At 71.0% G+C, this 26,010-nt stretch carries 21 protein-coding genes; 4 read left to right on the forward strand and 17 right to left on the reverse strand.

Annotation, left to right across the window (positions count from 1 at the left end; all coding sequences use genetic code 11):
• Window positions 1-17: 17 nt before the first annotated feature.
• The 5 genes from C9I47_RS13755 to C9I47_RS13775 all read right to left on the reverse strand — a co-directional run bounded on the left by C9I47_RS13755 (window position 18) and on the right by C9I47_RS13775 (window position 4,240).
• The gene (locus C9I47_RS13755) at window positions 18-656 is read right to left on the reverse strand and encodes an esterase/lipase family protein (RefSeq protein WP_111267255.1); all 639 of its coding nucleotides are present in this window, start codon (window positions 654-656) and stop codon (window positions 18-20) included.
• A 97-nt stretch (window positions 657-753) separates the two neighbouring features.
• Window positions 754-1,311 (reverse strand): DUF3016 domain-containing protein, encoded by a 558-nt coding sequence (locus C9I47_RS13760; protein ID WP_111268150.1) that lies wholly within the window; start codon window positions 1,309-1,311, stop codon window positions 754-756.
• A 242-nt stretch (window positions 1,312-1,553) separates the two neighbouring features.
• Entirely contained in the window at window positions 1,554-1,799 is a 246-nt protein-coding gene (locus tag C9I47_RS13765; RefSeq protein WP_111267256.1) for a DUF6289 family protein, read from the reverse strand.
• Window positions 1,800-1,957: 158 nt separating this feature from the next.
• Window positions 1,958-3,724, reverse strand: a complete 1,767-nt coding sequence (gene aspS, locus C9I47_RS13770) for an aspartate--tRNA ligase (protein ID WP_111267257.1) — start codon at window positions 3,722-3,724, stop codon at window positions 1,958-1,960.
• Window positions 3,725-3,916: 192 nt separating this feature from the next.
• Window positions 3,917-4,240 carry an FmdB family zinc ribbon protein gene (locus C9I47_RS13775; protein WP_111267258.1) on the reverse strand — a complete coding sequence of 108 codons (324 nt, stop codon included), beginning with the start codon at window positions 4,238-4,240 and terminating at the stop codon, window positions 3,917-3,919.
• 264 nt (window positions 4,241-4,504) lie between these two features.
• On the opposite strand from C9I47_RS13775, the gene C9I47_RS13780 reads away from it, so the two are divergent.
• Together C9I47_RS13780 and ggpS are read left to right on the forward strand one after the other, a co-directional pair.
• Window positions 4,505-5,803, forward strand: coding sequence for an MFS transporter (locus C9I47_RS13780; protein ID WP_111267259.1), 1,299 nt, complete (start codon window positions 4,505-4,507; stop codon window positions 5,801-5,803).
• Complete coding sequence (gene ggpS / locus C9I47_RS13785) at window positions 5,800-8,154, forward strand: glucosylglycerol-phosphate synthase (RefSeq protein WP_223250145.1); 2,355 nt, start codon at window positions 5,800-5,802, stop codon at window positions 8,152-8,154. Before C9I47_RS13780 ends, ggpS begins: the two co-directional genes overlap by 4 nt.
• 33 nt (window positions 8,155-8,187) lie before the next feature.
• Here the strand turns inward: ggpS and C9I47_RS13790 are convergent, their stop codons facing one another.
• The 3 genes from C9I47_RS13790 to C9I47_RS13800 all read right to left on the reverse strand — a co-directional run bounded on the left by C9I47_RS13790 (window position 8,188) and on the right by C9I47_RS13800 (window position 13,082).
• Complete coding sequence (locus C9I47_RS13790) at window positions 8,188-9,735, reverse strand: sodium:solute symporter family transporter (RefSeq protein ID WP_111267260.1); 1,548 nt, start codon at window positions 9,733-9,735, stop codon at window positions 8,188-8,190.
• A 106-nt stretch (window positions 9,736-9,841) separates the two neighbouring features.
• On the reverse strand, window positions 9,842-11,062 hold the full coding sequence (locus tag C9I47_RS13795) for a cation:proton antiporter (protein WP_111267261.1): 1,221 nt from the start codon (window positions 11,060-11,062) through the stop codon (window positions 9,842-9,844).
• 145 nt (window positions 11,063-11,207) lie between these two features.
• Window positions 11,208-13,082 carry an ABC-F family ATP-binding cassette domain-containing protein gene (locus C9I47_RS13800; protein ID WP_111267262.1) on the reverse strand — a complete coding sequence of 625 codons (1,875 nt, stop codon included), beginning with the start codon at window positions 13,080-13,082 and terminating at the stop codon, window positions 11,208-11,210.
• A 164-nt stretch (window positions 13,083-13,246) separates the two neighbouring features.
• On the opposite strand from C9I47_RS13800, the gene C9I47_RS13805 reads away from it, so the two are divergent.
• Both C9I47_RS13805 and ybaL read left to right on the forward strand, forming a co-directional pair.
• Window positions 13,247-15,658 (forward strand): TonB-dependent receptor plug domain-containing protein, encoded by a 2,412-nt coding sequence (locus C9I47_RS13805; protein ID WP_111267263.1) that lies wholly within the window; start codon window positions 13,247-13,249, stop codon window positions 15,656-15,658.
• A 247-nt stretch (window positions 15,659-15,905) separates the two neighbouring features.
• Entirely contained in the window at window positions 15,906-17,594 is a 1,689-nt protein-coding gene (gene ybaL / locus C9I47_RS13810; RefSeq protein ID WP_111267264.1) for a YbaL family putative K(+) efflux transporter, read from the forward strand.
• A 48-nt stretch (window positions 17,595-17,642) separates the two neighbouring features.
• On the opposite strand, the gene C9I47_RS13815 is transcribed toward ybaL, so the two are convergent.
• The 9 genes from C9I47_RS13815 to cobO form a co-directional block, all read right to left on the reverse strand.
• Complete coding sequence (locus C9I47_RS13815) at window positions 17,643-18,380, reverse strand: adenosylcobinamide-GDP ribazoletransferase (RefSeq protein WP_111267265.1); 738 nt, start codon at window positions 18,378-18,380, stop codon at window positions 17,643-17,645.
• Window positions 18,377-18,958, reverse strand: a complete 582-nt coding sequence (locus C9I47_RS13820; protein ID WP_223250146.1) for a histidine phosphatase family protein — start codon at window positions 18,956-18,958, stop codon at window positions 18,377-18,379. The genes C9I47_RS13815 and C9I47_RS13820 overlap by 4 nt, the downstream gene beginning before the upstream one ends.
• 74 nt (window positions 18,959-19,032) lie before the next feature.
• Entirely contained in the window at window positions 19,033-20,076 is a 1,044-nt protein-coding gene (gene cobT, locus C9I47_RS13825) for a nicotinate-nucleotide--dimethylbenzimidazole phosphoribosyltransferase (RefSeq protein ID WP_111267267.1), read from the reverse strand.
• An 83-nt stretch (window positions 20,077-20,159) separates the two neighbouring features.
• Complete coding sequence (gene cobU / locus C9I47_RS13830) at window positions 20,160-20,684, reverse strand: bifunctional adenosylcobinamide kinase/adenosylcobinamide-phosphate guanylyltransferase (protein ID WP_111267268.1); 525 nt, start codon at window positions 20,682-20,684, stop codon at window positions 20,160-20,162.
• Between the two features lie 11 nt (window positions 20,685-20,695).
• Complete coding sequence (locus tag C9I47_RS13835; RefSeq protein ID WP_111267269.1) at window positions 20,696-22,159, reverse strand: cobyric acid synthase; 1,464 nt, start codon at window positions 22,157-22,159, stop codon at window positions 20,696-20,698.
• Window positions 22,156-23,178, reverse strand: coding sequence for a threonine-phosphate decarboxylase CobD (cobD, locus tag C9I47_RS13840; RefSeq protein WP_111267270.1), 1,023 nt, complete (start codon window positions 23,176-23,178; stop codon window positions 22,156-22,158). Before cobD ends, C9I47_RS13835 begins: the two co-directional genes overlap by 4 nt.
• Window positions 23,171-24,097, reverse strand: a complete 927-nt coding sequence (gene cbiB, locus C9I47_RS13845; protein WP_223250383.1) for an adenosylcobinamide-phosphate synthase CbiB — start codon at window positions 24,095-24,097, stop codon at window positions 23,171-23,173. The genes cobD and cbiB overlap by 8 nt, the downstream gene beginning before the upstream one ends.
• Window positions 24,097-25,389 (reverse strand): cobyrinate a,c-diamide synthase, encoded by a 1,293-nt coding sequence (locus C9I47_RS18005; protein WP_111267271.1) that lies wholly within the window; start codon window positions 25,387-25,389, stop codon window positions 24,097-24,099. The genes cbiB and C9I47_RS18005 overlap by 1 nt, the downstream gene beginning before the upstream one ends.
• Complete coding sequence (gene cobO, locus C9I47_RS13855; RefSeq protein ID WP_111268153.1) at window positions 25,389-26,006, reverse strand: cob(I)yrinic acid a,c-diamide adenosyltransferase; 618 nt, start codon at window positions 26,004-26,006, stop codon at window positions 25,389-25,391. The genes C9I47_RS18005 and cobO overlap by 1 nt, the downstream gene beginning before the upstream one ends.
• Window positions 26,007-26,010 lie beyond the last annotated feature (4 nt).

The raw sequence follows: 26,010 nt of genomic DNA on the forward strand, positions 1-26,010 counted from the left end.
GCAATTATAGGCAAGCCTCAGGCCTCGTGCAGGAACCGCCCGTTGCGCAGGAAGTGGGCGGCCTGGGCGGCGGCATCGGCCGAGAACGCCAGACCGGTATGGCTGGCCGGCACCACGCAGTGGTCGGCCAGGCCCGGCAGGCGGGTCTCGGCCAGGGCCACGGTGCCATCGGACTCGCCGTCGAACCGGGTCACCAGCCGCCCCAGGCCGCGCGCGATGTTGCCGGCGACCATGCCCACCGGCGGATGGCCCCGCCAGGGCTCGCAACCACGCTGCAGCAGCGGGCCGCTGCGGCCCAGCACCAGTCCGGTCCATGCCCGCCGCCCCAGGCTGCGGGCGGTCGCGCTGCCGCACAGCGGCGACCCCAGACAGACCATCCGCGCGACCGGCAGCTCAGGCACGCGTCGCAGCGCCTCCATGCCGACCATGCCGCCGAGGCTGTGGCCGACCAGATGCACGGGCGGGCCTTCGCGCAGACGCTCGATCAGGGCGTCGACGGCCGGCTCGGGGCCGCCGAAGATGCTCGGATACCCGAATATCTCGACCCGGAAGCCGTGCCCGCGCATGCGTCGCGCCAGCGGGGTCATCCAGGATCTGGCGTTCCAGATACCGTGCAGCAGCAACAGGCGTTCGGTGGAGGCGGCGTCATCACTCATGCCCGGCAGTGTCGGGCAAAGCCACCGCGGGCGACAACGCCCCGCTCCCGCGGCTTGCGCGGCCTTGCCCGCGAAGGATGCGGACGCCGGGCCGGCCTCAGGCGCCCGGCACCCTCAGTTCGGCGTTGACCCAGTCGTCGACCAGGCGCTTCTCATGGCCCAACGGGTCGTTGCCGAAGCGGCGGCTCGCGCGATGCAGGTAGCCCAGGTCGGTCAGCCGCCGTTCGCCCTGCGCGATCACCTGGCCGCTGGCGTCGTAGCGGGTGAAGCTCAACGACAGGCGCGGCGGGTAGATATCGCGAACCACCCGGATACGGTCGCCGTCCACCCCGCGCCCGGGCTCGTAGTCGCCGGCACGGTCGATGTCGGTGATGCGGATGTCGATGCGCTGGCCTGCCGGCAGCGCCCTGCCGGCGCGCTCGCGGATGTAGCGGGCCAGTTCCTCGACCCAGTTGCCCTGCTCGGCCTCCCAGCGATTGCCGCTGTAGCGGATCTCGCTGAAGCCGGCCGGGTCGTCCCAGCTCACGCTGACCGGGTCCTCGCCTTCCAGTTGGCGCGGACGTTCGGGGTCGGTCACGGTGCGCGCCGCGGCCTGCGTGCCCGCGAGCAGCAGGATCGCCAGCGCGGTTGTTCGAAAAACGCTACGGACGTTCATCTCGATGGCTCCGGAATCGGTATGCATGGATCGATGGCGCGGTTCGTGCCCGCTCATTGTGCATATACGTGCGACCGGGGCGGAAACGTCGCGCCCCGTCTGAATGTCGCGGAAACGTCGCGCCCCGTCCGAATGCCGCGGAAACGCCGCGCCTGCGCCGCCGGGACCATTCCGGCACGCGGTTCAACGAAGAACGGGCGGCCATTGGGCCGCCCGTTCGCACAACTGCGATCCACCCGGGATCAATGGCAGGGGTAGATCATCATCGGCCCGCGGTTGCCGTCGGTCGATCCCCAGGTCGCCACGTAGCCGTCGCACTCGATCCGCATGCCGCCGATCGGGTTGCCGTTGCCGTCGTAGTAAGTCACCTCGCCCCACTCCACGCCCAGCGCCGGATAACGCGCCAGCGCGTTGCCGGCCAGGGCGATGGTCACGGCGAACAGCGCCGCGGCCAGCACGATCCTGCGTACGGAGAGGGTCTTCTTCATCGCTTTCATCGTTCCGAACTCCTTTCGAATCGAAGGGTTGATGTGCAGGCCATGCCTGCGCGCCCACCCTAGCGCAGCGCCCGCGGCCGCGCATAACGCGATGACGGTCACACTATCGCCACCGTGCCCGTGCCGGGCCTCAGGCGTGAAGAACCGACTCAGCCTTCCGCCTTCGGCCTCACCGCGACGTGCACCTCGGCCAGCTGCGCGTCCGCGATCGGCGACGGCGCGCCGGTCATCAGGCATTGCGCGGTGGTGGTCTTGGGGAATGCGATCACGTCGCGGATCGACTCGGTGCCGGCCATCAGCGCGGCGATGCGATCGATGCCGAAGGCGATGCCGCCGTGCGGCGGCGCACCGTAGCGCAGCGCATCGAGCAGGAAACCGAACTTGGCCTCCGCCTCCTCCTTGCCGATGCCCAGCAGCTCGAACACCGCCGACTGCATCGCCGGGCGGTGGATACGGATCGAGCCGCCGCCGATCTCGTTGCCGTTGAGGACCATGTCGTAGCCGCGGCTGACCGCGGTCTTGGCGTTCGCGCGCAGGTCCTCGACATCGTCCACCGCCGGCGCGGTGAACGGATGGTGCAGGGCGACGTGGCGCCCGGCCTCGGCGTCCCATTCGAACATCGGGAAGTCGGTGACCCACAGCGGGCGCCAGCCGGCCTCGACCAGGCCGAAGTCACGACCGGCCTTGAGCCGCAGCGCGCCCATGAAGTCGCTGACCGTGCCGTACTGGCCGGCGCCGAAGAACACGATGTCGCCGTTGCCGGCGCCGACCTCGGCCAGCAGGGCGGAGAACTGCGCCTCGTCGAAGAACTTGGCGATCGGCGAGGACACCTCGCCGCTGTCCGACAGCTTGATGTAGGCCAGCCCGCGCGCGCCGTACTTGGCCGCGTGCGCGGCGTACTCGTCGATCTGCTTGCGGCTGAGCGAAGCGCCGCCGGGGATGCGCAGCGCGCAGACGCGGCCGCCGTCGACCCCGGCCCAGTCGGTGAACACCTTGAACTGCGAGTCCTTCACCTGGACGTCGACATCGACCAGCTCCAGGGCGATGCGCAGGTCCGGCTTGTCGGAACCGTAGCGACGCATCGCCTCGGCCCAGGTCATGCGCGGGAACTGGCCCAGCTCGACCTCGACGACCTCGCGGAACACGTCGCGGATCATGGTTTCGGTGGCGTCCTGGACGTCGCGCTCGGACACCCAGGCGAACTCCATGTCGAGCTGGGTGAACTCCAGCTGGCGGTCGGCGCGCAGGGCCTCGTCGCGGAAGCAGCGCGCGATCTGGTAGTAGCGGTCGAAGCCGGCCACCATCAGGATCTGCTTGAACAGCTGCGGCGACTGCGGCAGCGCGTAGAACTCGCCCGGATGCATCCGCGCCGGCACCAGGAAGTCGCGCGCGCCCTCCGGCGTGGCCTTGGTCAGGATCGGAGTCTCGATGTCCTGGAAGCCGCGCCCGTCCAGCCAGCGGCGCAGCGCCTGCACCAGCTTCGTGCGGGTGCGCATCTTGCGCTGCATCTCGGGGGTGCGCAGGTCCAGATAGCGGTACTGCAGGCGGATGTCCTCGCCCGGGTTCTCGTGGGCGTGGAACGGCAGCGGCTCGGCCTTGTTCAGCACTTCGATGCGGCGGGCGACGACCTCGACCTGGCCGGTCGCGATCTTCGCGTTCGGCGACTCGCGACGGCGCACCTCGCCGGTGATCCGCAGGCAGTCCTCGTAGCCGACCTTCGCCGCGGTCGCGATCACCTCGGCATTGCCGTCGACGCCCTGTTCCGGCTCGGCGACGACCTGGACGATGCCTTCGTGGTCGCGCAGATCGATGAAGCACAGGCCGCCGAGATCGCGGGCGACGTCGGCCCAGCCGCACAGGGTGACGGTCTGGCCGATCAGGGCCTCGTCGATGAGGCCGCAGTAATGGGTACGCATGGGGGCTCCGGACATGGGCCGCGGATGGAACGCGGAAAGCCGGATAGTTTAACGGCTGATCGGCCGGCTTTCCGCCCGCGGTCGCCGCCAACAGTGCCGCAGGAGCGGCGCAAGCCGCGATCGGGCCTTCTCGTGCCGGCTGCATCGCGGCTTGCGCCGCTCCTACAGTCGCCCGGCGGGCGGATACCGCGCTCAGCCGGCCGTCGTGGTCCCGGACTTGGCCGGCGCCGGGGTCTTGGCGGTATCGCTCTTGCCCGAGTCGCCCTTGCCCCCATCGCTCTTGCCGGCTCCGGACTTGCCGGCGTCGCCGGCCAGGTTGCGCTTCTTGTCGCCGTCCTTCTTGAAATCGGTCTCGTACCAGCCCCCGCCGGCGAGGCGGAACTGCGGCGCGGTCAGCTGGCGCCGGACCTCGCCCGCGCCGCAGGCCGGGCACTGGCTGGGATCGGCATCGGAGAGCTTCTGCAGGCGGTCGAAACTGTGGCCGCAGGCGGCGCACTCGAAGGCATAGATCGGCATGGCGGATCGGACGGCAGGTAACGGGCGGCGGCTACGGCGCAGCGCGGGGCCCGGAACACGCTGCCTGCGCATTCTGGGGCCAGGCGCCGCGGTTTCAAGCCCGGACGGCGCTCGCGCCGGCGTCCGCGCCCGCCGCCCGGGCCCGTCCGGCAACCGCTCCGGCCGCCCTGAATGGCGGCAATATTCCTGATTTTTCAATTTGTTAGGATACGGGGCTTGCCCGCAAAGAGCCGGATCAGAGCTATTGGATCGGAATCACCGGCCATGATCGCGATCGTACGCCCCCTGGCCGCGCTGCTCGTCGGCGTGGCGCTTCTGCTGATGGGCAGCGGCCTGCTCGGCACGCTGCTGGCGGTGCGTGGGCGGATCGAGGGCTTCGACGACCAGACCCTGGGCCTGGTGATGTCGGCCTACTTCGTCGGTTTCTTCCTCGGCACCTACGCCGCGCCGGGCCTGATCCAGCGGATCGGCCACATCCGCGCGTTCGCGTTCTACGCCGCACTGTGCGCGGCGACCGTGCTGTTGCACGCGATCTTCGTCTCGCCCTGGGCCTGGAGCGTGCTGCGCCTGCTGACCGGCATCGCCCTGGTCGGCCTGTACACGGTGATCGAAAGCTGGCTGAACGTGCAGGCGCCGCCGGCGCAGCGCAGCCAGGTGTTCGCGGTCTACATGGCGGTCAACCTGTTCGCCCTGGCCGCCGGCCAATGGCTGATCGGAGTGTCGGCTCCCGCCGGCTTCGTGCTGTTCAGCCTGGTCGCGGTGCTGGTGTGCCTGGCGGCGCTGCCGGTGACCGCGAGCCGGATGACCCAGCCCGAGCTGCCGCCGATGCCGCGGCTGGCGCTGAAGGCGCTGTACCACGCGGCGCCGGCCGCCGCGCTGGGCGCGCTGCTGGCCGGCCTGGCGTTGGGCGGCTTCTGGGGCCTGGCGGCGGTGTACGCGACCCGGATCGGACTCGATGTCCAGGGCGTGGCCCTGCTGATGAGCATGACCATCGTCGGCGGCGCGGCGCTGCAGTGGCCGATCGGACGGCTGTCGGACGGCGGCGACCGCCGCACCACCCTCGCCCTGGTCTGCCTGCTGGCCGCCGCCGCGGCGGTCGTGATGATGCTGCCGGCCGGGCGCTCCGGCCCGGTCCTGTACGCGCTGTTCTTTGCCTTCGGCGGCCTCGCCTTCGCGATCTACCCGATCTGCATGGCTCACCTGCTCGACCACCTGCCGCCCGAGGACACCCTGTCGGCCGGCAGCAGCCTGTTGCTGCTCAACGGCATCGGCTCGGCAATCGGACCGGCCCTGGCCGGCGTGGCGATGACCCGCATCGGACCCGACGCGCTGCCGGGCTTCTTCGCCGCGACGCTGGGCGCCACCGCGCTGATCGCCGGCGGCCGGCGCCTGCTGCGCCGCCGCGATCTCGAACACCCGGTCGCGTTCCAGGCCATGCTGCGGACCACACCGACCGCGTTTGAGCTGTTGCCGGACGCCCAGTCCGACAGCGACGACGACCCTGCCGGGGACGGACCTTCGTCCTCGCCCCAAGACATCGCCCCCACCAAGGAAATCCATTGACCCAGAAAGACCCCCAGACACTTTCCCCAACCCCGCCCACGGGCACGCCGGCCGCCGGCCGCCTGCCCAAGCTGATGCTGGCCACCGACCTGGACGGCACCTTCCTGGCCGGCAGCGCCGAGCACCGCCAGCACCTGTATCGCCTGGTCGACCGCCACCCCGAGATCCGCCTGGTGTTCGTCACCGGCCGCGGCCTGGAGGCGGTGATGCCGCTGCTGTCGGACCCGACCCTGCCCCGCCCCGACTACGTGATCTGCGACGTCGGCGCGACCGTGGTCGATGGCCACAGCCTGCAACCGGTGCAGCCGCTGCAGGCGTCCATCGACGCACGCTGGCCGGGCGAACACGTGGTCGCCGACCTGATCGACGACTTTCCCGGCCTGGTCCGCCAGGACGTGCCCCAGGAGCGCCGCTGCTCGTACTTCTGCGAGCCCAGGGCGCTGGCGAAGGTCCGCGACGATGTCGAGGCCGCCGCCGCCACGCTCGGCTGCTCGGTGCTGTACTCGGCCGACCGCTATCTCGACATCCTGCCGCCGGATACCGACAAGGGACGCACCCTGGCCGCGCTGGCCGACCAGCTCGGGATCCCGGGCGCGCGGGTGCTGGTCGCCGGCGACACCCTCAACGACCTGTCGATGTTCACCGCCGGCTTCCAGGGCGTGGCGGTCGGCGAGTCGGAGAAGGCGCTGACCCGCGCCACCCGCCAGCTCGCCAACGTGATGCACGCCAAGGCGCCCGGCTGCGGCGGCATTCTCGAGGCGATCCGCCAGTTCAAGCTGCTGCCGGAGGAAGAGCTCCAGCTCAGCACCCCGGCCTCGCTGAAGTTCGGCAAATCCGAGCTGGTGATGGTCTACCACCGGCTGCCGTACGAGGAATACCTCGAGGACGGCCAGGTCAAACGCCGCCAGCCGCGCTCGCCCAACGGCATCATCCCCAGCCTGCTGGGCTTCTTCAGCGGCGGCCGCAAGGGCTCGTGGGTCGCCTGGAGCATCGACGACCCTAAGTCGGGGCGGCCGTTCCAGAGCCACACCACGGTCGATACCGAGCTCTATCCGAACCTGACCGCCGCCCGCGTCAAGCTGAGCAAGTCCGAGGTCGATGCGTTCTACAAGCGCTTCTCCAAGGAAGCGTTCTGGCCGATGCTGCACACCTTCTGGGAGCGCGCGCGCTTCCGCGAGGAGGACTGGCGGACCTTCCTCAAGGTCAACCGCAAGTTCGCCGAGGCCGCCGCCGCCGAGTCCGCGCACGGCGCGACGGTGTGGCTGCACGACTACAACCTGTGGATGGTGCCGGCCTTCCTGCGCGAACTGCGGCCGGACCTGAAGATCGCCTTCTTCCATCACACCTACTTCCCGTCCGCCGACGTCTTCAACGTGGTGCCGTGGCGCCGCGACATCCTCGGCAGCCTGCTGCAGTGCGACTACATCGGCTTCCACATCCCGCGCCAGGTCGAGAACTTCGTCGACGTGGTCCGCGGTGCGATGCCGTTCGAGACCGTGTCGCGCGAGAGCTGCGCGCCGCGCTTCCTGACCTACGGCTGCGCGGTCGGGCTGGACCGAATGACCACCGCGATCCGTGTCGGCGACCGCCAGGTCGCGCTCGGCGCGCATCCGGTCGGCACCGACATGGGCCGCATCCGCGGGATGCTGGCGCGCGAGGACGTGCGCGACCGCATCGGGCGGATCCGCGAGGAGTTCGGCGGCCGCAAGCTGGTGCTGTCGATCGAACGACTGGACTACACCAAGGGCACGCTGGAGAAGCTGCTGGCGTTCGAGAAGATCCTCGAACAGCGCCCCGAACTGCGCGGCACCGTCACCCTGCTGATGGTGTGCGTGCCTGCGGCGCAGGAGATGACCGTCTACCGCCAGCTGCAGACCCAGATCGAGCAGGCGGTCGGCCGCATCAACGGCCGCCATGCGCAGCTGGACTGGACCCCGGTGCGCTTCTTCGCCCGTGGCCTGCCCTTCGACGAGGTCGTCGCCCACTACGCCGCCGCCGACGTGATGTGGATCACCCCGCTGCGCGACGGCCTCAACCTGGTGTCGAAGGAGTTCATCGCCGCCCACGGGGTCGAGGACAGCGCCGGCGTGCTGGTGCTGTCGGAATTCGCCGGCGCCGCCGCCGAACTCAAGGGCGCGGTACTGACCAACCCCCACGACACCGCCGACCTGATGCTGGGACTGGAACACGCCCTGGCGATGCCGGCCGACGAGGCCGAATCGCGGCAGCGCCAGTTGTTCGACATCGTCAGCCGCTACGACGTCGAGCGCTGGGGCCGCGAGTTCCTCGAAGCGGTCGAGGCCGCCGGCAGCGGCCAGCGTTCGCACGTCTACGAACTGGAACGGGACTGAGACGGACGACCGGCGCGCACCGACGCGCGCCGGTCACCAGAACGCCAGCACCAGCGCGGCGGTCAGCGCGGTCACGACCGCCGCGCCCCAGCGCACGCCCGCGCGGACCCGCGGTGCGGCGCCGGCATCGACCGCAGCCAGATGATCCGGTGCCGGCCGCTGGGTGCTGGACGCCTGCCACAGCCATGCCGCCAGCACGGTCGCCGCCAGCAACGCACCGGCGACGATGGTGAAATGGATGTCCAGCCAGCCCAGCTGGGTGGCGACGAACCAGGCCGCGCTGAGCGCGTGCCCGCTGACCAACGCGCGCAGCGCCGGTCCCGCCGCCAACCGTTTCCACCACAGCCCCAGCACGAACACCGCGACCAGCGGCGGGGTCACGTAGGCGAAGGTCTGCTGCAGATAGGCGAACAGGCCCGGGAAGTTGTCGATCATCGGCGCCCAGGCGGCGGCCAGCGCCATCAGCAGCAGGGTCGTGGTGCGGCCGATCCGGGCCAGCGCGCGGGTGTCCAGGCCGGGCCGGCGGGGTTCGATGAAGTCGAGGGTGATCAGGGTCGAGGCCGAGTTCAACGCCGAGTCGACCGAGGACATGATCGCCGCCAGCAGGCCGGCCAGGACCAGGCCCGCCAGCCCCACCGGCGCGTACTCGGCCAGCAGCCGCGCGAACACCTCGTCGCCGCGCTGCAGATCCGGCAGCAGCGCGATCGCCATCGCGCCGGGCAGCACCATCAGGAACAGCGGCAGCAGTTTGAGCAGGGCGGCCAGGATCGCGCCCCTGCCGGCGGCGTCGACGCTGCGCGCCCCCAGCAGCCGCTGGCTGACGTACTGGTTCATCGTCCAGTAGTAGAAGCCCAGGATCGGCAACCCGATCAGGGTGCCCAGCCACGGCAGGTCGGGATCGTCGAGCGGCCGGATCAGCGACATGTGGTCGGCCGGTACCGCCGCGACCACCTTCGCCCAGGAATAGTCGAACTCGGCGAACACCAGCACCGTCAGCACCGCCGATCCCAGCAGCAGCACGACCGACTGCAGCACGTCGGTATAGACCACCGCGCGCAGGCCGCCGGCGGCGGTGTAGAGGCCGGCGAACAGCGCGATCGCGACGATCGTCTCGACCAGCGGCAGCGCCGGGAAGAACACCTTCAGCACCACCGCGCCCGCGTACAGGCTGCCGGCGGTATCGAGCACGATCGACAGGAACACGCTGACCGCCGACAGGTACTTGCGCAGGCGCGCGTCGAAGCGCCGTTCCAGCAGCTCGGGGATCGTGGTCAAGCGGTTGCCCAGCAGCACCGGCACCACGAACAGGGCCGAGAACAGCAGCACCAGCGCCGCCATCCACTCGTAGTTGGCGACCGCGATGCCGGACGACCAGGCCGCGCCGGGCAGACCGATCAGGGTCGTCGAGGAGATGTTCGAGGCGAACAGCGACAGGCCGACCACCCCGGCGCCGAGGGTGCGTCCGGCGAGGAACAATTCGTCCGAATCAGGACTGCGTCGCGACACCCGCGCGCAGACCACGATGACAACCACCACGTACGCCGCCAACACGACGTAATCGAGCGTGTGCAGCGCTCCCATCCCACCTTCCGTGCACGAACCGCCTTTTACCGAAACACGGCGCGATGCGGTTCGTCAAACCGCGGACGCCGGATACGGCGGTCCGGCACGACAGCGCGCGCGACCGTCAGCCGGTGATCTCCGGCCGCCTGGGCGGACTGGCGCGACGCTCGCCGGCGATCGCGTCCTCCGGATGCACCGGCGGCTTGCGCTGGTCCAGCGGATCGACGTCGAACGGCGCGCGCAGCACCAGCGACGGCAGGATCGTGGTCAGGGTCGCGTACAGCAGCAGCGCGCCGAACAACTCGTCGGCCAGGGCGAAGCGATCGCGGAGGATGCCGGCCAGCACCAGGGTGAAGATCAGCGTCGGCGCCAGCGAGATCGACACCCGCAGGCTGCTGCGGTTGTCCTCGCCGAAGATGAAACGGCGCTGCGTCCACACCGTGCCGATCCGGAACGGCAGCACCACCGCGGTCAATGCCAGTCCCAGCCCCAACGCCTGCCAGCTCAGGGCCCCCTCGGGCACCTTGGTGCCGGCGTTGAAGAAGTAGAACGGCACGAAGAAGGTCGCGAACAGGCGCACCGCGTGCAGGTTCTGGCTCGACGCCAGGCGCGGCATGCGGATCCGCAGCAGGCGCGCGATCAGGCCGGCCACGAACGCGCCGACCAGGTAGTAGACGCCAAGCTTGGCGGTGGCGAACGCGGCGACCAGGCCGACCATCACCAGCAGCGAGAATTCCGAGCCCGGCGCATGCGGCACCACCCAGCGGCCGAAGGCGATGAACAGCAGCGGCAGGCCGATCAGCATCGCCACCAGCGCCAGCGACGACAGCCCGAGGTGGACCGGATCGTTGGCCTGCAGCACGACGAACAGCACCACCAGCGCGAACAGCTCACCGGCGATCGCCTTGCTGGTCACCCAGAAGCGCTCGCCCTCGTCCAGGCCCAGCCGCTCCAGGGTGTCGAGGATGAAGCCGGTCGACGGCGTCATCAGCGCCAGCGCCAGCAGGGTCGCCGGGCGCCAGTCCAGCTCGAAGTAGCGCCACGCCAGCCAGGTCACGCCGCACAGCGCCAGGGTGCGGATCGCCAGGTGCGCCAGCAACGGCCGCAGGCCCTTGCGCAGCGCGCCGGGATCGACCTCCAGGCCGGCGAACAGGAACAGCGAGGAGATGCCCAGCGTCGCCAGCCAGCCCACCAGCGGGTCGTGCGACTGATCGCCCCAGGCCAGCATCGCGACGACGCCGAACAGCAGGCAGGTCAGCGGCGCCGGGATCTTGAACCGCTGCAGCGCGCGCGGCACCACCAGCAGGCCGAAGATCAATACCAGGTAGATCAGTTCGTTTCGCATCGAGACCTCGATTGGCTTGCGTGGGGACGGCGGCTTCCCGCGGCATCGCCGCCGGACGTGATCGCGATCACAAGGCGCGGCACTATAGCCGCGACCGGATCAACACCGCATCCAGGGCGCGGAGGCCGCGCCCACCCGGCCGGACTCAGGCGGCATCGTAGAGCGACAACCACGCCGCCTCGGCCTCCGCCAGCTGCGCCGCCAGCGTTTCGCGATCGCGGCTCAGCTCGGCGGCGCGTCCACTGCCGTCGCCGTAGTTGTCCGGGTTGGCCAGATCGGCGTCGATCTGCTTCAGCTTCTGCTCCAGCTCCGCCACCCGCGCCTCGGCCTGGGCCAGCTTGACCGGATTGGCCTTGCGCGGCTTCGCCGCCGGTTCCGGCGCCGGCGCCTGCGCCTGGCCGGTCTTGCGGCGGCCGCCCTTGCCGTCCTCGGAGGCATCGCGGCTGCGCAGCCACGCCGCGTACTCGTCGAGGTCGCCGTCGAACGGTTGCGCCTGGCCGTCGGCGACGCGCCAGAAGCTGTCGCAGACCAGGCCGATCAGGTGCCGGTCGTGGCTGACCAGCACGATCGCGCCATCGAAGTCGGCCAGCGCCTCGGCCAGCGCCTCGCGCATGTCCAGGTCGAGGTGGTTGGTCGGCTCATCGAGCAGCATGACGTTGGGCTTGCGCCAGGCGATCAGGGCCAGCGCCAGCCGCGCGCGCTCGCCGCCGGAGAAGCCGTCGACCGGCTCGAACGCGCGGTTGCCGGGGAAGTTCCACTTGCCGAGGAAGTCGCGCAACTGCTGGGTCGCCACGCCCGGCGCGATGTCGCCGAGATGATCGATCGGGCTGCGGCCCTCGTGCAGCGACTCGACCGTGTGCTGGGCGAAGTAGCCGATCCGCAGGTCCGGGTGGCCGCTGCGCTCTCCGGCCAGCAACGGCAGCTCGCCGACCAGCGACTTGACCAGGGTCGACTTGCCGGCGCCGTTCGGGCCCAGCAGCGCGACCCGGTCGCCGGCTTCGAGGATGAAGCCCACCTGGTCGAGGATCTGCGCATGGCCGCCGTCGGCCAGCGCGTAGCCGCAGTCGGCATCGGTCAGCCGCAGCAACGCATGCGGCAGCTTGTCCGGCGCCGGAAGATCGATCCGCAGCGCGCGCTCGACCCGCACCGCCTCGGTGCCGGCCAGCTTGGCCAGGCGCTTGACCCGGCTCTGCGCCTGCTTGGCCTTGCTGGCCTTGGCCTTGAACCGGTCGATGAAGCTCTGCAGGTGTTCGCGCTCGGCCTGTTCCTTCTCGAACGCGATCTGCTGCTGGCGCAGGTGTTCGGCGCGCTGGCGCTCGAACGCGGTGTAGTCGCCGGTATACAGCCGGGCCTTGCCGTCGTGCAGGTGTAGGGTATGGGTCGACAGGCCGTCGAGGAATTCGCGGTCGTGGCTGATCAGCAACAGGGTACCGGGATACTTCAACAGCCACTGCTCCAGCCACAGCACCGCGTCGAGGTCGAGGTGGTTGGTCGGCTCGTCGAGCAGCAGCAGGTCGCTGGGCGTCATCAGCGCGCGCGCCAGGTTCAGGCGCACCCGCCAGCCACCGGAGAACGCCTTGACCGGGCGGTCGTGGGTGTCGGCGGAGAAGCCCAGGCCGTGCAGCAGCTTGCCGGCGCGGGCGCTGGCGTCGTAGCCGTTGAGCGCTTCCAGGCGCTGGTGCGCCTCGGCGACCGCCTCCCAGTCCTCGTTGGCGAAGGCATTGGCCTCGGCCTGGATCGCCGCGTGCACCTCGGCGTCGCCGGACAACACGAAGTCCAGCGCGGTGTCGTCCAGCGCCGGGGTTTCCTGGGCGACGCTGGCGATGCGGACCCGGTTGGGCACGTCGATGTCGCCGGCATCGGCCTCGACCTCGCCGCGGATCGCCGCGAACAGCGAGGACTTGCCGGTGCCGTTGCGGCCGATCACACCGACCCGCCAGCCCGCGTGCAGGGCCAGGTCGACATTGGACAGAAGCAGGCGTTCGCCGCGCCGCAGGGCGAAATTTCGAAAAGCAATCACAAGGAGACCGGGCGTAGCCGAATGCAGGGACGGGCAGTTTATCGGCAGGGTGTCGCAGAACGCTTGTTAAAAAAATGTTGACATCGCTGTCACGCCACTGTAATCGGATATTGCTGCAAAGCAACACGCCACACTCAGTCAAACGGATCCTGCCTGGAGTTGTCATGAATCGACCGCTGTCTCCCCCGCTCCCCTCCCCGTCGCACCTCGCACTGGCCCTCGCGCTTGCCCTCGCCGCCCCGGCCGCGTTCGCGCAGGATGCCGAAGGCGATGCCCGCACCACCCTCGACACCCTGATCGTCACCGGTACCCGGGTCGCCGACCGCACCGTCGCCGAGTCGACCGCGCCGATCGACATCATCACCCCCGAGGTGCTGGAAGCCACCGGCACCGTCGAGCTGGCGACCGCACTCTCGCGTGCCGTCCCTTCGCTGAACTTCCCGCGCCCGGCGATCACCGACGGCACCGACGCGGTGCGCCCGGCGCAGCTGCGCGGCCTCTCGCCCGATCACGTGCTGGTGCTGGTGAACGGCAAGCGCTATCACCCCGGCGCCCTGGTCAACGTCAACGGTTCGCAGGGCCGCGGCTCGTCCCCCGCCGACCTCAACTCGATTCCGATCTCGGCGATCGCGCGGGTCGAAGTGCTGCGCGACGGCGCCTCCGCCCAATACGGTTCGGATGCGATCGCCGGCGTGGTCAACGTCGTCCTCAAGAGCAGCGACAGCGGCGGCGGCATCGTCGCCACCGTCGGCCAGTACAGCGCCGGCGACGGCCAGCAGTACCAGCTCGCGGGCGATGCCGGCTTCGGCCTGGGCGCCGACGGCTTCGTCCACTTCGCCGCCCAGGGCGGACACCAGGACCAGACCGACCGGGCGCGCCCCTACATCGGCACGCCGAGCCCGAGCTCGGCACCGCTGGGCAAGGTCGTGCAGCGCTACGGCGATCCGGAGATCGACGACGGCGCGTTCTCCTACAACGGCGGCTACCGCATCGCCGACGCGCTGGAGTTCTATTCCTACGGCATCTTCACCAAACGCGAGGTGCTGTCGAACGGCTACTTCCGCCCCGCCGGCGACTCGCGCAACATCCCCGAGATCTACCCCAACGGCTTCCTGCCGCAGATCTACAACGAGTCCGAGGACACCCAGTTCGTCGCCGGCCTGGAGGCCACCACCGCCGGCGGCACCGATGTCGACTTCAGCTATGCCTACGGCAGCAACGACCTCAGCTTCGACGTGCGCAACTCGCTCAACCGCAGCATCGGCCCGAGCTCGCAGACGAACTTCCACGCCGGCGAACTGGAGCTGACCCAGCACGTGCTGAACCTGGACTTCAACAAGCTGCTCGACTGGGGCCTGGCCTACCCGCTGACCCTGTCCTACGGCGCCGAGTGGCGCGGCGAGGAATTCACCCAGTCGCCGGGCGAGCCGGCGTCCTACATCAACGGCGGCGAACTGCTGCCCAGCGGCGCGCCCGCGCCTTCGGGGTCGCAGGTGTTCCCGGGCTTCCGTCCCGGCGACAGCGGCAGCTTCGATCGCCACAACCTGTCGTTCTACGCGGGCCTGGAGGGCGACCTGACCGACAGGCTGTCGATGGGCGTGGCCGCGCGCTACGAGGACTACAGCGACTTCGGCGACACCACCACCGGCAAGGTCACCGCGCGCTACGCGTTCACCGACACGGTCGCGCTGCGCGGCACGGTGTCCACCGGCTTCCACGCGCCGTCGCTGCAGCAGCAGTTCTACCAGACCACCTCGACCAACTTCATCGGCGGCGTGCCGTTCGACATCGCCACCTTCCGCACCAACCACCCGGCGGCGATCGCGCTCGGCGCCGAGCCGCTGAAGGCCGAGGAGTCGACCAACTACAGCCTGGGCCTGGTGCTGCAGCCGGCCGACGGTCTGTACGTCACCATCGACGCCTACCGGATCGAGGTCGACGACCGCATCACGCTGTCGGAGAACCTGATCAGCACGCCGGTGCGCGACTACCTCAACGCCAACGGCTTCCCGGCGATCGCCGGCGGTCGCTACTTCACCAACGCCATCGACACCACCACCGACGGCGTCGACGTGGTCGCGACCTATGCCTGGGCGTTGCCGTCCAGCAGCCTCGACCTGACCGCGGGCCTGAACTACAACAAGACCCGCATCGACAAGGTCGCGGCCAACCCCGCCGCGCTGGAGGCGATCGACCCGGACGCGGTGCGCTTCGGCCGGGTCGAGCTGGGCCGGTTCGAGGTCGGCGCGCCGCGCGACAAGTTCTTCCTCGGCGGGGTCTGGAACGTCGCTTCGTTCAGCTTCGGCGCCAACCTGACCCGCTACGGCGAGTTCACCGTGCGCAACTCCGATCCCGCCCGCGACCAGACCTTCGATCCGGAGTGGACGCTGGACCTGTCGGCGACCTACCGGCTCGACCGCTGGGAGTTCACCCTCGGCGGCGACAACGTGCTCAACGAGTATCCGGACGAGGTGATCTACCCCAATTCCACCTCCGGCCAGCTGCCGTACAGCGGATCCTCGCCGTTCGGCTTCAACGGCGCCTTCGCCTACGCGCGGGTCGGCTACAAGTGGTGAGCCCGCTGCGCGGGCATCGGCCGCGGCGGCGAACGCCGTCCACCGTCGCCACGGCCTGACCTGGACGCCCCGCATCGCGGGGCGTCTTTCCGTGCGGCCGGCGAACATGCCGGCCGCGGCCATCGCCACCATTCCGTGACAACGGCCGGCTTATCCTGTCCGCCGGCCTCATCGCCGCGGCCATGCGGGCCCGGCCTGGCGCCGGCGCCCTTGCCGTACCCCGCCGCACGCCCCGACTGGAGATTCGATGCACCACACCTCGCTGATCGCCCTGCTCGTCGGAGCCTTCGTGCTGGCCTTCGCCCTCGGCGCGATCGCGCACCGCCTGCGGCTGTCGCCGCTGGTCGGCTACCTGCTGGCCGGCGTGGTCGTGGGGCCGTTCACCCCCGGCTTCGTCGGCGACCAGACCCTGGCCCCGCAGTTGGCCGAGATCGGCGTGATCCTGCTGATGTTCGGTGTCGGCCTGCACTTCTCGCTGCGCGACCTGCTCGAGGTCAAGGCGATCGCGGTGCCGGGCGCGCTGCTGCGGATCGCCTTCACCACCGTGCTGGGCTGGGGCTTCGGCCAGGTGCTGGGGTGGTCGCACGGCGCCGGCATCGTGTTCGGTCTGTCGCTGTCGGTCGCCAGTACCGTGGTGCTGCTGCGCACCCTGGAGGACTGGCGCCTGATCGAGAGCGAGAAGGGCCGCATCGCGATCGGCTGGGTCATCGTCGAGGACGTGGCGATGGTGCTGGCCCTGGTGCTGCTGCCGGCCTTCGCCGACGTGCTGCGCGGCGCCGAGGGCGGCGAATCGCCGTCGGTGGTCTACGTGCTGACCTCGACCTTCCTCAAGGTCGGCGCCTTCCTCGCCTTCATGCTGCTGATCGGCCGGCGGGTGATCCCGTGGATCCTCGAGCGCGTCGCCGGCACCGGTTCGCGCGAGCTGTTCACCCTGTGCGTGCTGGCGATCGCGCTGGGCGTGGCGTTCGGATCGGCGGAGATGTTCGGCGTCTCGTTCGCGCTGGGCGCGTTCTTCGCCGGCATGCTGCTGAACGAGTCGGAGTTCAGCCACAAGGCGGCCAACGAGACCCTGCCCCTGCGCGACGCCTTCGCGGTGCTGTTCTTCGTCTCGGTCGGCATGCTGTTCGACCCGTGGATCATCACCGAACGCCCCTTGCAGGTGCTGGCGACCGTGCTGGTGATCGTGGTCGGCAAGTCGGTGGCGGTGTGGGCGATCGTGCGCGCGATGGGCAAGCCCAACACGACCGCGCTGACGATCACCGCCAGCCTGGCCCAGATCGGCGAATTCTCGTTCATCCTCGCCGGCCTCGGCCTGCAGCTGGAGCTGCTGCCCGAGGAAGGCCAGGACCTGATCCTGGCCGGCGCATTGATCTCGATCGTGATCAATCCGGTACTGTTCGGTTGGATGCTCCGTCGCGAGCGCCGCGCCAGCGAGGAGCGGGTCCAGGTCGCGCCGCCCCAGGTCAGCCCGCCGATTCCCGAGGACCTCAGCGGCCACGTGATCCTGATCGGCTTCGGGCGGGTCGGCAGCGAGCTCGGCCGCCTGCTGCAGGCGCAGAAGGTGCCGCTGGTGGTGATCGACGGCGAGGACGACCTGGTCGAACACGCGCGCGCCGCCGGGCTGCCATCGATCCGCGGCAATGCCGCCAACGAGCGGGTGCTGGCCGAAGCGCGCCCGCAGAGCGCCAACACGGTGATGCTGGCGATCCCCAACGTGCTGGAGGCCGGCGAGATCATCGCCCACCTGCGCGGGATCAACCCCGGACTGACCATCGTCGCCCGCGCCCACAGCGACAACGAGGTCAAGCACCTGCTCGAACACGGCGCCGACGGCGCGGTGATGGCCGAGCGCGAACTGGCCCACAGCCTCGCCGAGATGGTGATGGCGACCCCGGCCTTCCGCGGCGACCGCCATCTGCCGCCGGCCTCGGCCTGATCGACCGCGCAACGACACGCCCGGAAGAAGCCCCGCGACCGACCCGGCTCAGGGCATCGCCGCCGCCGACCAGGCCAGCGCGACCAGGACCGCGGTCTCGGTCAGCTCCGCCAGCGCTCCGCAGGTGTCGCCGGTCATGCCGCCGAGCCGGCGCAGGCAGGCGCGGCGCCACAGCAGGAACACCAGCGCCGCGGCCAGCACCGCGATGCCGCCGGCCACGGCGAACGCGGCGGCGGAGGCCAGGGTCAGCAGCAGCGCGATCGCAACCGGAATGCGCGCCGCCTCCACCAGCGCCGAGCCCATGCCGTTGGCGCGGACATAGGGCGTGCCGACGAAGGCCAGCGCCAGCACCGCCCGCGCCAGCACCGGAGCCAGCAGCCAGGCGCGGTCGCCGCCCGCCAGCAGCGTCGCCAATGCCGCGAACTTCAGCAGCAGCGCCAGCGCCAGCGCGGTGACCCCGGCCGGCCCGCAACGCGGGTCCTTCATGATCGCCAGGGTGCGGTCGCGGTCGCCAAGTCCGCCGATCCAGGCGTCGGCGCTGTCGGCCAGGCCGTCCAGATGCAGGGCGCCGGTCAGCAACACCCACGCGGCCAGCACCAGCGCCGCCGCCAGCACCGGCGACTTCGCCGGCACCAGCGCGGCCAGTACCGCCAGCAACGCGGCGATCAGCGCACCGGCCAACGGGTACCAGGGCAGCGAGCGCGCCTGCGCGCCGGCGCGTTCGAACGCGGCGACCGGCACCGGGATCCGGGTCAGGAAACCGATCGCAACCAGCAGCCCGCTCATCGCGCGCCGATCCCATCGTCCGCCGGCGACAGCCTCCCGTCGCGCAGGCGATGCAGGGATGCGTGCGGCACCTCCAGCGATGCCATCCGCGACCAGGGCAGCCCCAGCGCCCGGCACGTCAGCAAGCGGATCACCCCGCCGTGGGTGACGACCAGCACGCGACGGCCGTCGAAGGCGTTCGCGACATCGGCCAGTGCCGCGCGCACCCGCGCGTCGAACTGCGCGATGGTCTCCGCGCCCGGCGGCGGATGCGCCGCCGGATCGGCCCAGAACCGCGCCAACGCCGCGCCCTGCTTCTCCGCCAGTAGCTCCATCGGCACGCCCTGCCAGCGGCCGAAGCGATACTCCGCCAGGCGCGGCTCCAAGCGCAGCGGCACCCCCAGCGCGGTCGCGAACTCGCGGGCGAACAGTGCGCAGCGGCGCAGCGGCGAACTCACCAGCACGTCCCAGCTCCGGCCCGCGACCGCCGCGCGCATCTGCGCCAGGCCCTGCTCGGTCGGGAGGTCGTCGAGCTGTCCGCGAAAGCCGCGGTGACCGGTGTCGCCATGGCGCAGCAGCTCGATGCAGTTCCGTCGCACGGCCGTGTCCGGCGCATCGTCGGCAGCGTCGTCCGCGACCCGGTCGGCCACGGTCCCGGTTCCGCCATCGCCCCTCATGCGGTGGACACCCCGGCCTGCTCGAAGGTCGCCATGTCCGCGTGCAGATCGCAGGCCAGCCGCAACAGCGGCACCGCCACCGCCGCACCGCTGCCCTCGCCCAGGCGCAGGCCGAGTTCGAGCAGCGCACGCGCGTCCAGCGCCTCGAGCAGGCGCCTATGACCGCGCTCGTGCGAACAGTGCGAGAACAGCAGCCACGGGCGCACTCCGGGATTGATCCGCACCGCTGCCAGCGCCGCCGCGGTGGCGATGAAGCCGTCGACGATCACCGGCAGTCCGCGCTGCGCGGCGGCGATGTAGGCCCCGGCCAGCGCGGCGATCTCGAAGCCGCCGAGCCGGCCCAGGACATCCAGCGCATCGGTGGCATCGGCATGGCGTTGCAATGCGCGCACGACCACCGCCTGCTTGCGCGCGATGCCGGCGGCATCCAGGCCGGTGCCGGCACCGGCCAGCGACTCGGGCGACTCATCCAGCAACGCGCAGGCCAACGCTGTGGCCGCGGTGGTGTTGGCGATGCCCATTTCGCCGCCGACGAAGGCGTGCGCGTCGCCGGCGTGCGCACGCGCGAGGCTCTCGGCGCCGGCATGCAGGGCGCGTCGCAACTGCGCGGCGTCCATTGCCGGCGCCTGGCAGAAGTTCGCGGTCTGCTCGGCGATCCACGCCCGGATCACGCCGGGCAAGGGGCCGGGATCGTTGACCGTACCCAGTTGCACGACCTCGAGGGTCGCGCCGAGGCGGCGCGCGAGCACGCTGATCGCGGCGCCGCCGTTCGCGAAGTTGCGCACCATCTCGCCGGTCACTGCCTGCGGGAACGCGGACACCGCCTCGGCCGCGACCCCGTGATCGGCGGCGAACACGCTGATCCAGATCCGGTCCAGCCTGGGCCGCTGACGGCCCTGCAAGGCGGCCAGCGCGACCGCGGCATCCTCCAGTGCCCCCAACGCCCCCGGCGGCTTGGTCAGCAACAGTTGGTGCGCCCGCGCCGCTTCGCGGGCGCCGGCGTCCGGCAGCCTGCACGGGCCGTATACGTCGAAATCCATGCCTGTTCCTCCCGTTCTGGTCGCCATCCCGGAGCCGTTTGCCGATGCGCTCCACTGTGTTGCCGCATCCGTCCGCGCGCCGCTCACGGACATGTGCCCTTCAAGGCCATCGGCAGTCCGGCGGCAACGAACAGTACCTGGTCGCAACGCGCGGCAAGCGCCTGGTGCAGGCGGCCGGCCTCGTCGACGAAGCGGCGGCTGAGTTCGCCCATCGGCACCACCCCGAGTCCGACCTCGTTGCCGACCAGCAGCACGCGGCCCGGCAATGAGGGCAGCAGCGCCGACAAGGCCTCGCACTCGCGTTGCTGTCGGCGCGGATCGGGATCGGCGAGCAGGTTGCTCAGCCACAGGGTCAGGCAGTCGACCAGCAGGCAGCGCTCGGCGGCGGCGTGTTCGCGCAGCACCTCGACCAGCGCCAACGGCTCCTCGATGCAGGCCCAGTGCGGCGGTCGCCGCGCGCGGTGGTGGACGATGCGCGCCGCCATCTCGCCGTCGCCGGCCTGCGCGGTCGCGACATAGGTCACCGCCAGACCGCAGTCGTCGGCGAGCCGTTCCGCCAGCGCGCTCTTGCCGGAGCGGGCACCGCCGAGAATCAGGGTGTGGCGCATGCCGGCGGCCGTCATCGGACCGGCTCCAGCAGCGCGACCAGCCGCGCGGTGTCCAGATGGGCCTCGACCGCGTCGGCCAGACGCTCGATCGCCGCTTCGCGCAGCGCTGCCATGTCCAGCGGCTGCGCGGTCGCCAGACCGGCCCAGCGCAGCATCGCCGCCAGCGCCTCGGGGTGGTCGAACAGACCGTGCAGATAGCTGCCGATCACCTGGCCGTCGGCGGACACCGCGCCGTCGTCGCGGCCGTCGTCCAGCCGCGCGAACGGCTGCGTCAGCGCCGGCCCTTCGCTGACCCCGCAATGGATCTCGTAGCCGCGCACCGCCGCCGAATCGTCGGCGAGCCGTCCGCTCACGGCGCGCAGTTGCTTGTCCGCCCGCAGGGTCGTCTCCAGCTCCAGCCAGCCCAGTCCTTCGCTGGAACCGGCCTCGCCCTCGATCGCGAGCGGGTCGTGGACCGCGCGACCGAGCATCTGCAGGCCACCGCAGATCCCGAGCAGGCGACCGCCGTAACGCAGGTGGCGGGCGATGCCATGATCCCAGCCGTGCGCGCGCAACCACGCCAGGTCGGCCCGGGTGGCCTTGCTGCCGGGCAGCACGATCAGATCGCAAGGCGGCACCGGCTCGCCGGGACCGACGAAGCGCAGATCGACCTGTGGATGCGCGCGCAACGGATCGAAATCGGTGTGGTTGCTGATCCGGGGCAACACCGGCACCGCGACCCGCAGCGTCGCCTCGGGCTTGGCCGGCGCGTCGGTGGGCAACGCGTCCTCGGCCTCCAGGTGCAGCCCATGCAGATACGGCAGCACCCCGAGCACCGGCTTGCCGGTTTCGCGCTCCAGCCAGTCCAGGCCCGACTGCAGCAGCACGATGTCGCCGCGGAAGCGGTTGATCACGAAGCCGGCGACACGCGCGCGCTCGCTGTCCGACAGCAACGCCAGGGTGCCGACCAGATGCGCGAACACCCCGCCGCGGTCGATGTCGGCGACCAGGATCACCGGACAGTCGACCGCCTCGGCATAGCCCATGTTGGCGATGTCGTTCGCGCGCAGATTGATCTCGGCCGGGCTGCCGGCCCCCTCGACCACCACCGCGTCGAACCCCGCCGCCAGTCGCCGGTGCGAGGCCAGCACCGCGTCGAAGGCGACGCGCTTGTAGTCGTGATAGCCGACCGCGTCCATCTGTCCGATCGCGCGACCGTGCACGATCACCTGGGCGCCCTTGTCGCTGCTGGGCTTGAGCAGGACCGGATTGAAGTCGGTGTGCGGGACCAGCCCGCAGGCCTGCGCCTGCACCGCCTGCGCGCGCCCGATTTCGCCGCCGTCGGCGGTCACCGCCGCGTTCAGGGCCATGTTCTGCGGCTTGAACGGCGCGACCCGCACACCGCGCCGGCGCAGCCAGCGGCACAGCGCGGCGACCACGGTGCTCTTGCCGGCGTCGGAGGTACAGCCCTGCACCATCAGCACCCGCGCACTCATCCGGCCACCTCGCGTCCGCTCATCTCGCTCAGCGCCTCATGCAGACCGCGCTCGAGTCGTTGCCGGGCAGCGGCATCGGCCGGCAGCCCGAAACGCAGGCTCGGCGGCGTCGCCTCGTCGCTGTCGAAGCAACGCACCAGGATGCCGCGCCGCGCCAGCGCATCATGCAGCCGCGTCGCCTGCGGATGCCGACGCCATTGGAAATACGCGCAACCGGCGCCCTCGCTCAAACCGCAGCGGTCCAGCGATTCGCCCAGTTGCGTTCCTGCCCAGATCAGTCGCGTACGTGCGGCGGCCTGCCAGTCGCGGTCGGCCAGGGCCTGCATCAGCACGTGCCGGGTCGGCCCCGACAGCGCCCACGGCCCCAGCCGCTCGCGCAGCGCGTCGAGCAGGCCCGCGCTGGCGCAGGCGAAACCGGCGCGCGCACCGGCCAGGCCGAAGAACTTGCCGATCGAGCGCAACACGACCAGTCCCTCGCGGTCGCTGTCCCCGCACAGGCTGCGCTCGGGGGTCGCGTCGATGAAGGCCTCATCGACCACCAGCCAGCCGCCACGCGACGCCAACCGCGCATGCAGCCCGAGCAGGTCCCCGCGCTGGAACCGCTCCGCGCCCGGGTTGTTGGGATGGATCAGCACCACCACATCCAGACGCTCGGCCGTCTCGAACAGCTGCGCCGCCGGCAGGCGCTCGACCTCGTGCCCGGCGCGGCGCCAGGCCTGCGCATGCTCGGCGTAGCCGGGTGCGATCACCCCGACCCGGCCCGGAGCGCGCAGCCGCGGCAGTGCCTGGATCGCCGCCTGCGAACCGGCGACCGGCAGCAGGTGCGGTGCGCCGTAGTAGTCGCGCGCGACCTCGACCAGGCCGTCGTCGTCCTCCGGCAGGCGCTGCCAGACCTCGGCCGGCAGCGCCGGCGGCGGCCATCCGAACGGGCTGATGCCGGTCGACAGGTCGAGCCAGTCCGCCAGCGGGATCCGGTAGCGCTCGGCCGCGCGCCGCAGGCGTCCGCCGTGTTCAAGCATGACGCGCGGCCTCCGACACGAATGCCAGCAGCAGCGAGGCGACCAGCCACACCGCCACGCCATTGCGGACCAGGGCCAGCGCGCGCCGGATCGAACCGGCATCCGCCGCCGCGCCCTCGCCCAGGAGCGGACGCTCTTCCCAGCGCCCGTGATAGGGCGCCGCGCCGCCGAGGCGGACCCGCAGCGCGCCGGCGCCCGCCGCCATCACCGGCCCCGCGTTCGGACTGTCCCAGGCCGGCGCCTGGCGGCGCCAGCAGCGCCAGGCCGAGGCGCCATGGCCGCACAAGGCATAGGTCGCCGCGGTCAATCGGGCCGGCAACAGGTTCAGCGCGTCGTCGATACGCGCCGCGGCACAGCCGAAGCGGTGCAGGCGCGGCGTCCGATAGCCCCACATCGCATCGAGCGTGTTCGCGAGCCGGTACAGCACCACCCCCGGCGCGCCCAGCAACAGGAACCATAACAGCGCGCCGAACACCGCGTCGTTGCCGTTCTCAAGCACCGATTCGGTCGCGGCGGCGGCGACACGCTCGCTCGACAGCGCCGCGGTGTCGCGACTGACGATGCGGCCGACCGCGGCGCGCGCGCCCTCGATGTCGCCGGTGTCGAGCGCCGCGGCCACCGGACGCGCGTGGTCGCCAAGGCTGCGCAGGCCGATCGCCGCGTACAACAGCGATGCGGAGAAGACCGCCGACAGCCAGCCCGAGACCTGCGCCGCGAGACCGTCCAGCAACCAGGCGAGGCCGACCCAGGGCAGCACCGCCAGCGACCAGGCAATCAGGCCGCGACTGCGGCTGTCGGCATGCAGGCCGCGCTCGATCCACCCCGCCCAGCGTCCGAACGCGACCAGCGGATGCGCGCGTCGCGGCTCGCCGAAGATCGCGTCGAGCAGGACCGCGGCGATCGCGACGGCCGCCGCGATCACGGCCGCAACAGCCGTACCGCCGCCTCCGGGTTGGAGGCGAAGTACAGGTGCACGAAGCTGGCGGTCATGCCGCGATCGCGGTAGACCGCTTCCGCGGTCGGGCCACCGTTGGGATTGCGGGCGAGCGTCAGCGGCGTGGCTTCGATGTCGGCGCGCGCGTAGTGGAAGCTGTGCCCGCGCAAGGTGCCCTCGGGCAGCTCCACCTCCTGCATGCCCAACGCGGCGAAGCGCGGCTGCATCCGCGCCTCGCCCGCGATCAGGCCGGCCATCGACGCGCCGCGACCATCGCGGTCGACCAGGCTCCGCAGCGCGAACAACAGACCGCCGCACTCGGCCAGCAACGGTTTGCCGGCATCGCGATGCGCGCGCAGTGCCGCATGCAGGCCTGTATTGGCGGCCAAGGCGTCCAGATGCAGCTCCGGATACCCGCCCGGCAGCCACGCCGCATCGCATTCGGGCAATGCGTCGCCGGCCACCGGCGAGAAGAAGCTCAATTCGGCACCGGCTTCGCGCAGCAGGGCGAGGTTGGCCGGGTACAGGAAGCAGAACGCGGCATCGCGGGCGACCGCGATGCGCCAGCCTTCGAGCCGACGCGGCACCGGCAACGGCTCGACATCCGCGAACCCGATCGGCGGCGGCAGCGCGGTCGTCGCATGCTCGCCCCAGGCATCGGCCAGCGCGTCCAGGCGCGCGTCCAGATCGGCGAGTTCGGCGGCGGCGACCAGGCCCAGATGGCGCTCCGGCAGCGCCAGCTCCGGGCTGCGCGGCAACGCGCCCATCCAGGCGATCTCCGCCGGCAGGCTGTCGCGCAACAGTCTGGCGTGATGCGCGCTGCCGATCCGGTTCGCCGCGATCCCGTGCACCCGCAGGCCCTCGCGGTACTTCGCCAGGCCGGTCGCCAGCGCGCCGAAGGTCTGCGCCATCGCCGCGCCGTCGATCACCGCCAGTACCGGCAGGCCGAGTGCGAGCGCGAGGTCGGCACTGGAAGGCGCGCCATCGAACAGCCCCATCACCCCTTCGACCAGGATCAGGTCGGCCTCGCGCGCGGCCGCGTGCAGGCGCGCCCGCACGTCCGCCTCGCCGCACATCCACAGGTCCAACTGCTGCACCGGCGCACCGCTGGCGCGCTCGAGGATCATTGGATCGAGGAAGTCCGGACCGGTCTTGAACACCCGCACCCGCCGTCCGTTGCGGCGATGCCAGCGCGCCAGCGCGGCGGTCACGCTGGTCTTGCCCTGCCCCGATGCGGGCGCGGATACCAGCAATGCCGGGCAGCGGGCCGCTTCCATCACAGTTCGATTCCGTGCTGGGCCTTGATCCCGGCGCGGAACGCGTGCTTGACCAGGCGCATCTCGGTCACCGTGTCGGCGGCCTCGACCAGCGCGTCGGGCGCACCGCGTCCGGTCACCACCACGTGCTGGCGCGGCGGGCGCGCGGCCAGCGCGGCGAGCACCGCGTCCAGCGGAATGTAGTCCTTGTTCAGCGCGATATTGAGCTCGTCCAGCAGCACGAAGTCGACCTCCGGATCGGACAGCATCCGCGTCGCCACCTCCCAGGCCCGGGTCGCGGCGGCGATGTCGCGGGCGCGGTCCTGGGTCTCCCAGGTGAAGCCCTCGCCCATCACGTGGTACTCGAGGCGCTCGCCGAAGGCATCGCCCATGCCGCGGAAGAACAGGTCCTCGCCGGTGCTGAAGCTGCCCTTGATGAACTGCACCACCCCGCAGCGGAATCCGTGCCCCAGCGAGCGCGCGAGCATGCCGAAGCCGGACGAGCTCTTGCCCTTGCCGTTGCCGGTATTGACCACCAGCACGCCACGATCGATCGTCGCCCGCGCGATCCGGCGATCGACCAGTTCCTTCTTGCGTTGCGCACGCTCCCGGTAGTGCTCTTCCTCGCTGCGCCCCAGGCGC

The sequence above is a fragment of the Marilutibacter maris genome, assembly GCF_003233695.1.
GTDB lineage: Bacteria > Pseudomonadota > Gammaproteobacteria > Xanthomonadales > Xanthomonadaceae > Marilutibacter > Marilutibacter maris.